Source organism: Micromonospora sp. NPDC047465 (assembly GCF_040643125.1).
Taxonomy (GTDB): Bacteria; Actinomycetota; Actinomycetes; order Mycobacteriales; family Micromonosporaceae; genus Micromonospora.
This window is the reverse complement of the sequence record NZ_JBEYTP010000089.1, coordinates 1-12,133: the sequence shown is the minus strand read 5'-3', so window position 1 is coordinate 12,133 and position 12,133 is coordinate 1. Positions and strand designations below refer to the sequence as shown.

17 protein-coding genes are annotated in these 12,133 nt (G+C 71.2%); 9 read left to right on the top strand and 8 right to left on the bottom strand.

The features are described 5' to 3' along the window. The first annotated feature begins 476 nt into the window (after window positions 1-476). The 3 genes from ABZ793_RS34040 to ABZ793_RS34030 are packed head-to-tail and all read left to right on the top strand — an operon-like array spanning window position 477 to window position 1,188. Window positions 477-707 carry a hypothetical protein gene (locus tag ABZ793_RS34040; protein ID WP_357465002.1) on the top strand — a complete coding sequence of 77 codons (231 nt, stop codon included), beginning with the start codon at window positions 477-479 and terminating at the stop codon, window positions 705-707. Next, on the top strand, window positions 704-904 hold the full coding sequence (locus ABZ793_RS34035; protein WP_357465000.1) for a hypothetical protein: 201 nt from the start codon (window positions 704-706) through the stop codon (window positions 902-904). The genes ABZ793_RS34040 and ABZ793_RS34035 overlap by 4 nt, the downstream gene beginning before the upstream one ends. Further along, window positions 901-1,188 (top strand): hypothetical protein, encoded by a 288-nt coding sequence (locus ABZ793_RS34030; protein ID WP_357464998.1) that lies wholly within the window; start codon window positions 901-903, stop codon window positions 1,186-1,188. The genes ABZ793_RS34035 and ABZ793_RS34030 overlap by 4 nt, the downstream gene beginning before the upstream one ends. A 66-nt stretch (window positions 1,189-1,254) precedes the next feature. On the opposite strand, the gene ABZ793_RS34025 is transcribed toward ABZ793_RS34030, so the two are convergent. After that, window positions 1,255-1,551 (bottom strand): helix-turn-helix domain-containing protein, encoded by a 297-nt coding sequence (locus ABZ793_RS34025; RefSeq protein ID WP_357464996.1) that lies wholly within the window; start codon window positions 1,549-1,551, stop codon window positions 1,255-1,257. 57 nt (window positions 1,552-1,608) lie between these two features. Here ABZ793_RS34025 and ABZ793_RS34020 point away from each other — a divergent pair, with 57 nt between their 5' ends. From ABZ793_RS34020 to ABZ793_RS34000, 5 genes are all read left to right on the top strand, one after another. Then, complete coding sequence (locus ABZ793_RS34020; protein WP_357464994.1) at window positions 1,609-3,057, top strand: hypothetical protein; 1,449 nt, start codon at window positions 1,609-1,611, stop codon at window positions 3,055-3,057. Window positions 3,058-3,133: 76 nt separating this feature from the next. Continuing rightward, window positions 3,134-3,481, top strand: coding sequence for a hypothetical protein (locus ABZ793_RS34015; RefSeq protein WP_357464992.1), 348 nt, complete (start codon window positions 3,134-3,136; stop codon window positions 3,479-3,481). After that, window positions 3,481-3,717: a hypothetical protein gene (locus tag ABZ793_RS34010; RefSeq protein WP_357464990.1), complete on the top strand. Its 237-nt coding sequence runs from the start codon at window positions 3,481-3,483 to the stop codon at window positions 3,715-3,717. Before ABZ793_RS34015 ends, ABZ793_RS34010 begins: the two co-directional genes overlap by 1 nt. A 2-nt stretch (window positions 3,718-3,719) precedes the next feature. Next, window positions 3,720-4,241 (top strand): hypothetical protein, encoded by a 522-nt coding sequence (locus ABZ793_RS34005; RefSeq protein WP_357464988.1) that lies wholly within the window; start codon window positions 3,720-3,722, stop codon window positions 4,239-4,241. Continuing rightward, window positions 4,241-4,750: a hypothetical protein gene (locus ABZ793_RS34000; RefSeq protein ID WP_357464986.1), complete on the top strand. Its 510-nt coding sequence runs from the start codon at window positions 4,241-4,243 to the stop codon at window positions 4,748-4,750. Before ABZ793_RS34005 ends, ABZ793_RS34000 begins: the two co-directional genes overlap by 1 nt. Before the next feature lie 123 nt (window positions 4,751-4,873). Here ABZ793_RS34000 and ABZ793_RS33995 read toward each other — a convergent pair whose 3' ends face one another. Next, window positions 4,874-5,158, bottom strand: coding sequence for a hypothetical protein (locus tag ABZ793_RS33995; RefSeq protein ID WP_357464984.1), 285 nt, complete (start codon window positions 5,156-5,158; stop codon window positions 4,874-4,876). A gap of 26 nt (window positions 5,159-5,184) precedes the next feature. On the opposite strand from ABZ793_RS33995, the gene ABZ793_RS33990 reads away from it, so the two are divergent. Beyond that, window positions 5,185-5,442 (top strand): hypothetical protein, encoded by a 258-nt coding sequence (locus ABZ793_RS33990; RefSeq protein WP_357464982.1) that lies wholly within the window; start codon window positions 5,185-5,187, stop codon window positions 5,440-5,442. A gap of 1 nt (window position 5,443) precedes the next feature. Here ABZ793_RS33990 and ABZ793_RS33985 read toward each other — a convergent pair whose 3' ends face one another. The 6 genes from ABZ793_RS33985 to ABZ793_RS33960 all read right to left on the bottom strand — a co-directional run. Further along, complete coding sequence (locus ABZ793_RS33985; RefSeq protein WP_357464980.1) at window positions 5,444-5,830, bottom strand: hypothetical protein; 387 nt, start codon at window positions 5,828-5,830, stop codon at window positions 5,444-5,446. After that, entirely contained in the window at window positions 5,827-6,627 is an 801-nt protein-coding gene (locus ABZ793_RS33980) for a hypothetical protein (protein WP_357464978.1), read from the bottom strand. The genes ABZ793_RS33985 and ABZ793_RS33980 overlap by 4 nt, the downstream gene beginning before the upstream one ends. 53 nt (window positions 6,628-6,680) lie before the next feature. Further along, a complete protein-coding gene (locus tag ABZ793_RS33975; RefSeq protein WP_357464976.1) occupies window positions 6,681-6,947 on the bottom strand; it encodes a hypothetical protein in 267 nt (88 codons plus the stop codon). Between the two features lie 14 nt (window positions 6,948-6,961). Next, window positions 6,962-7,453, bottom strand: a complete 492-nt coding sequence (locus ABZ793_RS33970) for a hypothetical protein (protein ID WP_357464974.1) — start codon at window positions 7,451-7,453, stop codon at window positions 6,962-6,964. A gap of 34 nt (window positions 7,454-7,487) precedes the next feature. Next, on the bottom strand, window positions 7,488-10,808 hold the full coding sequence (locus ABZ793_RS33965) for a hypothetical protein (protein WP_357464972.1): 3,321 nt from the start codon (window positions 10,806-10,808) through the stop codon (window positions 7,488-7,490). Continuing rightward, a partial coding sequence (locus ABZ793_RS33960) for a phage tail protein (protein WP_357464970.1) occupies window positions 10,801-12,133 on the bottom strand: 1,333 nt, incomplete at its 5' end. The genes ABZ793_RS33965 and ABZ793_RS33960, both read right to left, overlap by 8 nt.

Sequence of the window (12,133 nt, the reverse complement as noted above, 5' to 3'; positions counted from 1 at the left end):
CGCAGGTCCGCCGCGATCCTCAGGTAGGCGGGCGTGGTGGGCATAGATGGGGTACCTCCGGTCAGCCCGCCCAGTCGATCACACGATGCCTAGTGTGCCAAGTTTCGTCGATTCCCTTGCCTCCCGAAACCTAGTGTACTAGCTTTCGGGCTAGCTCCCCGTTGTCGTCCGGCTCCGGTCAGCAACCTAGCCGCCGACGACGGGGGGCCCAGGCCAGCCGCGGCGTGTCCCGGAGTAGCCGCCTCGCCGCGGCCCCCATGGCGGAGGGACGTCGATGTGATCCGCAAGCTCATCGCCCGCATGAAGGCCCGAACTCGCCCCGTCCCGCGCCCCACCTCGGGCGCGGTGTGGAATGCCGCCGACCGGCAGGCTGCCCACGCGCGGCTGCTTGACCAAGCCCGTCAACGCGCCGCCCAGCACCTCCACGATGGGCCGGCCCGGTGACCGCCCGAACCATGCCCGCCGCCGGTGACCGCGTGTCAGTACGGCCCGGGGAGTGGCAGGCCAGCCCAGGTATCACCGGCCACACGCACCACGACATCCGGGTCGTGCACGTGCACGCCTCGCACGACCCGGAGTGGGCGTGGGTGTACGGGCACGGCCTGGAGTGCAGCTGGCCGTCCGCCGACTGCACCGCGCCGTGGTGCTGGGAGCTGCTTATCGCCGTCGACGTCCTCACCGCCACGGCGGCCGGTGACCGGCCATGACCGGCCTGTGCGACGTCGAGGCGAGCCCGTCGATGGTGGCGGCCATCGCCAGCACGATCATCGACCGCCACGACCGCGGCGGGACGTGCGACGGCTGCATGCCGGAAGGCTGCGAGGCGCTCGGCTGGGCCCGGGCCGCACGGGCCCAGCACCGCGCCGACCGCGCCCGCCGGCTGGGCGTCGAGCTGACCCGATGAGCGAGCTTCGCCCCGGCACGGTGCTGCTGATCGACGGCCGCGCGTCGGTGCAGTTCGGCGGCAACCGGGCACTGCGGCTGCGCCTGGTCGCGGTCGACGATAAGCCGACGTACCCGGGCTGGGTGTGGCTGACCGGCTACGTCCTCGACCAGCGCGGAGTGGCGACCGCCCGGCGAGAGGTGTACGTGCAGAGGGCTGGGCTACGCATCGTCTCTGCGGCCGCGCCTGCCGCGGTGGTACGGACCCGGCCTCGCAGGGCCCCCGCCGCCCGCGTCATGGCCTGATCGGGACAAAGAAGAGCGCCCCACCGCCGCGCGGCGGTGGGGCGCTCTTCTGCGTTGAGGTGGGTGCTACTGACCTTCGGCCCGCCGCCGGATGAGGTCGGCGACGGACTCGGCCTTGATCCGGCGGTGGCCGCCTCGCTCGGTCCGGTATGACTCCAGCGTGCCGTCGTCGATCATCCGGCGGACTGTCGACTCGCTCTCGCTGAAACCTGCTGCGCGGAGCCGGGCGATCACCTCGCCGATCGCGAGCCATGTGCCGTCGCCTACCACCGGACCCCCTGTCAGACCTGCCGAGTTGACCAAGTCTGGCAGATCGCCTCCTCGATAGGCGACAGCCGGGCTAGGTGCGTGAGCGAGCTTCATGGAACCCGAGTCTGTCAGAACTTCCGAATCTGTCAATCCTGTGCCATGCTGGCCGGCATGCAGATCGACGAATGGTGGGAGCGGAGCCCGTGGCTTGTCGCCGCCGGGGCCGCTGGAGCGGCGCTGATCGCCGTGGTGGCCATCGCCCTGACCGTTCGGCTCGTGGTGAAGGCCGTCCGCTCCGTACGCGGTGCCGCACCGAACCTGAAGCTGGCCGTCGGCCAGGCCCTCGTTCAGGCCGGCGTCACCTGGGCCGTAGTCACGGGCACCTGGGAGTTCTGCACCAAGGTCTTCCGCCTGCCCGAGTGGGAGGCCGGCGCGTTCGCGGTCTTCCTGGAGGCGGCGACCTGGGTGACTGTCGGCATGATCTACGACCACGGCAAGGGCAAGGACAAGGACGGCAAGGACAACGTCGGGTTCGGGCCGGCCGGCCCGTTCTTCTGGCTGTTCTCCGTGCTCGGCGGCGTGCTGGCGGTCATCGCCGGGGCCAGCTTCGGAGCGATGGTCGGCCGGGCCGTGATCGTCGTCTTCGGTGCCTGCCTCTGGTACCTGGCCCTGCTGCGGGTCACGCGCCGCTCCACCACGCCGAGCCGGTTTCGCTGGACGCCCCGCGCGCTGCTGATCGCCATCGGCGCGATCGCGCCCGCCGACCAGGACGTCCGCGACGAGCACCAGGAGTGGCAGATCCGCCGGATGGCCCGGGCGATGCGGTGGGCGAACGGCCGCTGGCCGTGGTCGTGGCTCGGCCAGCGAGCCCTGACCAACCGTGCCGAGCAGGCCCCAGAGGTTGTAATCGAGGCCGCCCGGCGACGGTACGCGGTGGCGCACGTGGTGGTCTCGTCCGTGCAGCCCGACTCCGAGGTGATGCGGCGCATCATCGAGGACGTCAAGCGCGGTCCGATGGCGCCGGTGAGCAACGAGCTGCGGTCCGAGCTGGACGAGATCCGAATGGGCACGCGGCAGGTGACCACTGAGCTGCGCGCCCAGGTGGACCAGATTCGGACCATCGACGGCATCCGCATGCCCGCCTCGATCGCGGACCAGATCCCGGACCAGATCCCTGCCGACTGGATGGCACGACACCGGACCAGGCCGGTGGACCAGCCCGGTCCAGACCGGGTGGACCAGGCGTCGGCCGTCGACCTGGACCACCCACGGACCAGCGAGGTGGACCAGACCCCGGACCAGGCCGGAGACCGTGACCTGGTCCAAGCCCGGACCACTCCGATGGACCAGGTGGTGACCAGCGGGTCTGTGCCCGCCGCCCGGACCAGTACGGCCCGGCGGACCACCGTCCGCGTGGACCAGGTCAAGCCGGCCAGCCCGGTGCCGGCCGCTGTGCCGCCCCGGGTCCAGACCATGGCCAAGGCACTCCGGGATGCCTACCCGAGCGGACCAGTCCCGGCCCGCCGGACCGTCATGCCGGCCATGGGATGGACCAACGCGCAGGACGCCCAGACCGCCATCAACCTGGTCCGCGCCGAGCGGACCAAGACCACCCGGTAGCACCCGGGGCGCGGCTCACCGACTGGACATCGCGCCGCGCCCCGGGACCCTCCCCATGAAAGGAAGGACCACCATCATGCCCACCACGCACCTGATCCGCGGACACGTCCCCGAGGACTCGCCGCTGCGGGCGCTCACTGGCCGCATCGTCACCATGCCCGCCAGGTCGCTGGCCGAGCTGGCCGAGCGGGTCCGCGAGCTACGCCAGGCCGGCATCCGGCCGATCGTTCTGGCCGTCCCCCGCCGCGTGCCGTGGACCCCCATCGCGTGGGCGCTCACCGGCGGCGTGCTGGCCGCGCTCATCACCGCCCTGGTCGCCATCCTCACCGGCCACACCGGGGCCGCATGGACCGCCGCCGGCGCCATGGTGTTGCTCGCTGTCGCTCTGTTCCCGACCCTCACGCACCTGGAAATGGACCGCTGATGGCCGCCCTGACCTACCGCCTGCGCATCTACGACGGGCAGTACGAGGTGCTGCACCGACGCAACTACGTCGTCACCCTGGATCTGGACGGCCCCGGCCTCGACGGCACCCTCGACCGTCAGCTCCAGACCCTGACCCGCGAGGCCCTGGCCGCGAACGAGCCGATGGACAGCCCGCGTCTGGAGGTGTGCGACGCCCGCACCGGCGCCGTGCTGCTCGACTGGTCGGGGGCGTGACCGTGAGCCACACCATGTCTCCCACCGGCGTCGTCATCGTGCTGCTCCTGGCCGTCATCGTCGACTACATGTCGATCGGCCCGAACAGCATCCGCGACCGGATCGCGTTCGTCCTGGCAGTGCCGGCGATCCGCGAGGGCTTCGACGGCAGCCCGCTCGACCGGGCTACCGTCGGCGCCCTCCGGGACGTCATCCAGGCGCTGCTCGACTCCACCGGTGACGCCTACATCGCCGGAGCCAGCATCAACGCGGTCGTCGGCTTTCTGATTGGCCTGCTGTGGATCTACGCGCTCGGCTGCCTGCTGCCGGTCAAATCGAGTAAGAAGCTCGGCAGGTTCGCCACGCTGTCTTTCCCGCAGTCCCCGCTCTACCGGCTCAACCTGCGGATGTGGCTGGTCGCCATCCCGCTCGGGCTGATGTCCGATCTCCCGGAGGGCCTGGTCGGGCAGTTCACCCGCACCCTCCTCGACGTCACCACCAAGCTCATCGTCCCGCTGCCCTCCCTCCTGTTCGGAGCTGCCTGATGCTGACCACGACCATCACGCTGGCCGCCGCCGAGGAGCCGTCGCGCGGCTGGGGCGGCCCCATCGCCCTCGGCCTGGTCCTCGCCGTCTACATCGCCGGCGCGACCCTGCACGACTGGTGGATGCGGACGCGAGGGGTCCCCTCCCCCACCGAGGGGGACGCCCCTGGTGTCAGTGTCAACGCGCAGGTCAGCGCGGTGTCTGACACCGATGACACCGACCGTGACACCGGCTGGTGGGGCCGGCTCGTCACCCTCCCCGACGGCCGGCGGGCCCGGACCAACGTCCCGGCCACGGCGATCGCCGACGAAGAGCTGGACCTCGACCTGGACGCCGCCGAGGACGAGGAGGAGACGATCGAAGACGTGATCGACCGCCTCGACTTCCGGGGGGTGCCGTACGTCGAGATCGTCGCCACGGTGATGGGTCAGTTCCGGGTCAGCGAGTCGACGGCGAAGCGGCGGATCAGGGATGCACGTGCGGCGCGCGCCGGCGAGGAGGACGGCTGACCCCTGGACACGCGAAAGCGCCCCCGCCCGGCCGTAGCCGAGCGGGGGCGCTGCACGTTGGTCGGTGCCTGACCGGGACGTCACCGGCAGCACCGCGCCGCCGATCCTACCGGCCGCCGTCGATCAGTCGGCGGTGGCGTCCAGGTCCCGCCGCGTCGCGTGGTCCGGCACCCGGGCCGGCGGGGTCGGAACCAGCGCCCGGCCGTCGGACGCCTGCGGCGACGACAGCGGCGTCACCTGCCCCTGCACCAGGACGCCGCTGACCGCGCCAACGACCAGGGTCACCAGGGCCAGCCAGGCGACAGCCTGAGCGGGGATGAGCTGGTCCAGGCCGGCGTACCCGGTCAGTGTGGTCAGGCCGGCCATGACGGCCGCGTAGATGAGGACAGGACGAGGTCTGCTGGTCATCGGTACCTCCTCGGTACGGTCGTGGAATGCCAGGTCAGCCGCAGCTACGTGAGGCAGCACGCCTCTACGGGGAGGACCCGGACGTGCCGCTGGCGATGGTGCGGCTGGAAGAGTCCATGGACGGCACGGGCCGCTGGCTCGTGCTACTGAACAGCCCGGCTGCCGCGCCCACGCAGTCCGCCGAGCACCCAGACGAGCAGTCCGCCCGGGACGAGCTGGAGCGCCTCTATGCAGAGGGCCGCCGGTTCGGCGCGTGGGAGATCAGACGGCCCGAGCCGTACTGATCTACCGGACTACTGCGGCGATGATCAGCGGATACAGCGGGGCGATCAGCCCGGCCACCAGGCCGATCGTCCACCGCCGCGCCGTCCGCTGATCCTGGGCCGCTTGGGTGTGCATCTCCTCATGCGCGTTGAGGTTGCGGCGCAGCTGTGCCAGCTCCAGCCGCAGGGCCTCCACCCCGCGCGACCCGTGCTCGTCGAGACGGTCGACCCGCCCGCCGACGCGGTCCACGTCTGACGCGAGATCCGCTCGCGCCTCGGCAACCAGCCGCTCGGTACGCGCGACCACCTCGTCGACGCGCCGGTCCAGGCGGTCGACCTCCCGCCACAGCAGGAAGTTGCCGCCGTCGCCGGCCGGCGGGCGGGCGCCGGCGTCGGACGGCGTGGTCACGACGCCAGGCGCGCGGCGAGCTCGTCGGCGACCTGGCCGGCGAACTCCGCGGGGACGGCCGCGGCGATCGCCTGCGGGGTGAGCACGGCCAGCAGCGCCGGCGCGAGGTCGGCGGCGACCTGCTGCTCGTCGACCAGGTCTCGACCGGCGATGGCGGTGAGGGTGCGGGTGTGCCCGTTGAGCACGATCGCGTGCGCGGTGGTCTTGCCGCCGTGGTCGGCCGGTTTGAAGGCCCACGGCAGGCGGGACAACTCCTCCCGGATCGCGCGGTCGGTGGTGATCGCCTTGCGTACCGCCGCGATGATCTCGGCCTCGCTCATGTCGTCTCCTCGGATACGGGCCACCGGGTCGTACCCGGAGCCGATGGTGCTGGTCTCGTAGCCGGTCAGCCCGGACAGGTGGATGTGCCCGCGGTCGCTCGACGAGCGACGGCGATAGGTCGGCCTCCACGACTCCTGGTAGCAGAGGCCGCCGTTGTTCCGCTCCGGCTCCCAGTTCATGTACTTCAGCCACCGGATGCCGCTGACTCCGCCGTTGCGGTCGGCGAGGAGCTGCGCACCGAGCTGCTGGAGGCTCGGCAGCGGTAGCCCGTCGACCTTCGATCGGGCGCTGGTCTTCGGCGGCATGATGTCGATCGCGTACCCAACCCCGTAGACGGACCTGCCCGGGTAGGCCGTCTCCGAGTAGGGGGTGTGGTCCTCGGGCGGCTCGTGGACCATGTGGGCTTCGTTGCCGATGTCGTAGACGGTGTAGCCGTGCCGGCGCAGCACATCGCGCAGGTCGCGGGCCGGTGCCATCAGCCGGAACGGCCGGCCCCGGTCAATCCATCTCTGGTAGTCGCTCCGGCCCATCAGGCGTCGCCCCCCTCGGCGCCCGCCACCGTCGGGGTGATCGGGTGGGAGGCGCCCCGCACGTACGTCGCCTGCACCGTCCAGTCCGGGTGTGCGTCGAACAGGTCGACCAGCGCCTGATACGCCCCTGTGATCTGCTCCTCGGACGGCCGGGCATTCATGATGGTGCCCTCCAGCCTGGGCAAGGAGTACTCGATCTGCGTGGGCAGGTGAGTGATGATGACGATCGCCGAATGGCTGGCCTCCGTCGACGGTTCGAACGGCACAGCGGTGCCCCTTTCTACAGGTCGATGCCGGTGTCACCGGGGTCGAGCCCCGCGTCGATGACCGTGAGCTCCAAGTTGAAGCCAGTGCCGCCGACGGTCCTGAAGTTGGCGTTGAGGCCCGTGACCCGGGCAATCGTGAACAGCACGCTGAGCGTGCCGGTGGCGGCGGCAACGAACTCCCCGTGGATGTCCGTGCCCGACGCGATGCCGCCAGTGTCGGGCACCGGCAGCGACGCCGCCGCGAGCTGTGTGGACGCGGTCGTCGCTGACCCGGCCGTGGAGTACCGCAGGTACCCGCGGGCCATGTCCGTGCTGGCCGTCGAGCCGTCGATGTGCACGTTGACGACCCGCACGTGGTACAGGCGGCCAGCAACGACCGGCACGCCGTCCAGGCGGAGGATGGGCAGCTCTGTCGAGCCGGAGGTGAATGCGCTGGTGGTGCTGCGCTGCCCCCGGCTGATGACGCCTTTGGGGAGGGCGTTGAGCCGGGCCGGGCTGAGCCGCATCCCGGTCTGCCAGGTGACGGGCATAGGTCTCCTCTCAGAGCGGGATGATCGCCGGGTCCCACACGTCCACCTGGGTGCCGGCCGGCCAGGACCGCCGCACACCGTTCGCGGACCGGGCGGACAGGGTCACCAGTTGCGGGTTGGACATGGTGATGTCGTCCCACTGGACGGTCACTGGCAGCAGGTTGGTGTTGCCGCTGTTCAGGCCGGCGTGAAACCGGAGGTCACCTGGCGTGAGCCACGTCGTGGTGAGGGTCGCGGTCCACGACTCCGGCTCCGGTTGGCTCGTCGGCCACGCCTTCGCGCGCAGCTGCGCGCCGAACGCCTGAAGCCGCCACCACATCGTGGACGTCGCGGTCGTGCCGGGCACCACGGAGAAGCCGGTGTTGATCTCGACGCCTGCCACACGCTGCCGCAGTGACACTGTGATCGCGTTGCTCGTCGTCGCGAACACGCGCAGGTCGACCAGGTTGCTGGTGTCGATGAAACGAGCGGCGATGCCCATCTCGATCGGCGCGCCGGTCGGCACCGACAGGCACTTCACCAGCCCCCGGATGTCGATGTTCCCGAACCTCAGCCCGAGCTGGGCCGATCGGTGACCGAAGCTGCTGAGGTGCATGCGCCCGAGACCCGCAGCCACGTCGAAGTCGGCCGGGCTGCCGCCGGAGGTCGCGTACGGCTGACCGCTGTCGGCGCTGCCCCAGCCATTGGAGACGGTGCGCACGAACGTGTCAGTCAGGCCCGGCTCGATCTTCGACGCGGTGACCCGTTCCCCGCCTACCCGCACATCGAGCGGCATATCGGCCGGATCCTGCGTCCACACGCCGTTGTCTGGGGTGGAGGCCAGCAGCAGCGACGTACCCGCCTCGGTCAGGTCGACGGCGAGCGTGGACCCGTCTGCGGGGACGCGCGAGTCACCGTCGGCCTGCGCGACGGTGTACGGGCCGGCAGGCGTCCACGTCCAGTCGATGGACCGGGCGACCTCGTCGACGTGCTCCACCGAGCCGCGGACCATCGACAGGACCGGGCCCGGCGGCAGCCAGTCGGGTAGGCCGTCCAGGGCGACCACGTCGCCGTCGGCGAGGGCGGCCACCAGGGCAGCACGGTCCGGGTCGGCCTGCCACATCGGCGCGGCCAGGTTGACCCGGGCCACCGGGTAGCGGGCCTCGTCCCACGTGCCCACGTGCACCCGCCAGCCGGCCTGGTGGGGCAGCTGGCCGTCGTCGACGACGTTGACGGTCAGCGCCGTGTCGTAGGTGCCGACCCCGGCCGGGGGTGGCTGCACCGACAGCGGACCCGTCTCCTGCACCACGCGGGCTGACCCGCCGTCCGGGCGAGACACGGTGACGTCGTTGCGGACGTGGTCGTCATCGTCGGTGGGCTCCAGCGGCGGCGCCAGGTGCCTGTAGTCCAGTGCGACCGGCGTCTGGTTGTAGAGGGCGCCCAGACACCGGTAGGTGAGGCCGAGCTGCTCTCGGGCCTCGCCGAGCATCCCGCCGTCGACGTCGTCGCACTCCCGCAGCAGCGCGAGGAACGTGTCCGGCCGCTGCGGGCCCATCGCCGCCGACGGGTCCGGGCCGCGGGTCACCGACACCTGTACGCCCTGCTCGGCGCACAGCCGCTCGATCCGGTCGGCGGCCAGCTCGCCCAGCCACGCCTGCGCTGCGGCGGGCCGGGTGGTGTCGTAGTACGGAGCGTGCGGCGCGAACAGCGCCAGGTGCCCGATCGCCGGGGCATAGTCGCCGCTGTCCAGGTACGAGTTGGGCAGCACCCGGTCGGGCACGGGGGCGGCGACCCCAAACCAGGTGCCGGAGCCGACGAGGGCCCCGTCGACCCACAGGAAGTGGTCGCTGTTCGCGCCGTTGCGCTCGACGTCGAGGCGGACATGGTGCAGGTAGCCGTCCCACCCGGGGAACGGTCCGGTCACCGACACGCCGACGCCGCTGCTTCCGCCGCCCGCCATCGTGACCGTGCCGGCCGGGGCGAACACAAACGACCACTCCCACGCGTCGCCGGCTTGCAACGTCATGGGGAACGACTCAGTGCCGTCGGCGGTGCCGGCGTCGTAGCGGATGACGAACTCGAACGTCCAGCTGGTGGCGGAGCTCGCCGGCACAGGCCCGGCCAGGCGGCCGCCGTTGCGGAGACTGGCCAGCGAGGCGGCGCCGCCGCTGCCCTCTACACCCCACACGATCGCGCCGTCGACGTCGCCCATGCCGATCTGCGTGACCCCGGGTTTCCGGCCGAGTTCGGTGATCGGCGGCTGGCCGGGCAGGCCGGACGCGGACCGGTCCACGGACCGGCTGTCTTCCAGGGGCCACCACGCGATCGGCGGCGGGGACGCGGTGGCGTACGCCCGGAACAGCGCCGAGTCGAGAGGCTTCGCCCCCTGGTTGAGGCGGCGCAGGATCCCGGCGGCCTGGACCGGCACCCACGTGTCGGTGCCAGGCGTGTTCCACCGTGGCGGCCACGCGCTGACTTCCATGCACGCGCGCCGGTCGATCACCCGCAGGTCGGCGTAGGTGAATCGGATCGGCTTGGTGTTGGTGTTGCCGCCTGCGACGCCGGAGCGGATGCCGACGTGGCCGGGCTCGGTGATTTGGTCGTCGACGGCGGTGAGCTGCCAGTCGCGCGGCTCACCGCCGGCCGGGTCCCACACCTTCACGCAGAGCCGGTCCGCGACGCACGACGCGGCGACCGCCAGCGGCTGGCCGGTGAACGTGAGGCCGGCCACCACCACGGCGGCGGCGATGACGCCGGTGATCGAGTGGTGCAGGGACACGGTGACAACCTCCGTCGCGGATACCTCGACCCGGGCCATGTAGTAGGTGCCGATGTCCTGCATCCGGAACAGGATGTTGGCCGGTTCGATGGCGCCGCCGGTGATGTCCCCGCCGTCCAGATCGACGGTGACCCGCACCTCGGCGTCGCGCCACGAGCGGGCGTCGTAGTACGTGCCGCGGTACGCGTTCGCCGACGGCACCAGGTGCCGGGCGGCGCCGGGCACCACGGTGGTGTCGCTGGCGGCGACCGTGCCGCCGGCGCCGAACCACCACCAGCCGCTGCCCCATCCTTCGGCGACGGTGCGGCCGAAGTCGTCGACGAGCAGCGCCAGGCCGGACCGGATCGGCGTGTTCCGGCCGAGCAGGCCGTAGTACGGCGAGCGCGGGTTGCGCGGGCTGTACCGGCCGCCCCTGTTGGCCATGACCAGGTCCATGGTGCCGGGGTCGTCCTCGGTGCGGGTGATGGTGATACCGCCGCCAGAGTCGGCCGAGACCTCGCGGACGTCGTCGGAGACGTCGACCCAGCCGAGCTGCTCGCCGAGGTACAGCTCGGTGATCAGCGTGTTATCCATGGCGCCGCCTCGGTCCCAGCACGAATTGCACGTCGCCTCCCTTGCCCTGGATGGCGGGGCGCAGCAGTTCGATCAGCAGCTCGCCGACCCGCCGGTCGGCGGCCTGCACCTCGATCACGGTCGGGCCGCGGCCGCCGCCGGCGGCGAAGTCGCGGGCGCCGCGCGGCAGCGGGACGACCGCCTCGTCGTGGCCGCCCTCGCCGATCACGGCGAGCCGTCCGCCCGGGGTGGCCGGCACGATTCCGCCGTCGGCCAGGTACGGGATGTCCGGGGTGGACAGGGTGACGCTGGGGATGTCCATCCCCAGCACCGAGCCGCCGCCGATGGTCAGGCTGAAGTTGTTCCACTTGCCGATCAGCCAGTTCACGGCCGCCTTGAACGATGACTTGATGCCGTTCCACATGCCGGAGGCGGCCTTGCTGATCCGTCCGGGCAGGCCCTTGACGAAGCTGACCAGCTTGCCGAACCCGTCGGTGATCCACTTCCAGGTGTCGGCTGCCTTCTTACCGACCCAGCCCCAGAAGCCGGTGAAGATCGACCACCACAGCTTGACGCCGGCCACGACCAGGCCGATGGCCCACTTCCAGCCGTTGATGATCCAGTTGACGACGAACCAGAACGCGGCCTTGATCGCGCCCCAGACGGCCTCCCAGATGGCCTGGAACCAGGTCGTCTTCGTCGCGATGAGGTAGACCGCGGCGACCAGCAGCAGCACACCGAGGACGATCCACGTGATCGGCGAGGTCCACAGCGCGAGGTTGAGCACGGTCTGGACGGCCGCCCAGACCTTCATCACCCCGATGATCGTGCCGATGACCACGGCGAGGATCCCGAGGCCGGTGGCCAGCGGGGTTACCCAGCCGCTGTTCTTGGACAGCCAGCCGAAGGTCTTCTCGATGTACGGCACGGCCTCGGCGAGCTTGTCGATCAGGGCCTGCTGCGCCTTGCGTTTGAACTCGTCGAGCTTGGCGCCAGCGGTCTGTCCGACCGTGTCGGCGGCCTTCTGCGTCGCCCCTTCCAGGCCGGACATCTGCTGCGCCGCCGTGTCGAGGTCCATGGTGAGCAGGGCGTCGCGCATGTCCTCCCACTTGGTGCCGAACAGACCTACCCCGACGGTGTTCTGCTTCACCGGGTCTTCGATCTTGCGTAGGCCGTCCAGGACCGCGTCGAAGCCCTGGGCGGCCGAGGGACCGCCCTTCGCGATCTTCGCGATCATCGCGTCGGCGTCCATGCCCAGCAGCTTGTAGGCGTCGCGGGCGCCCTTGGACCCGTCGATCGCCTTGATGCCGAACTCCTTGATCGCGTCTGCGGCGATGTCGGCGTTC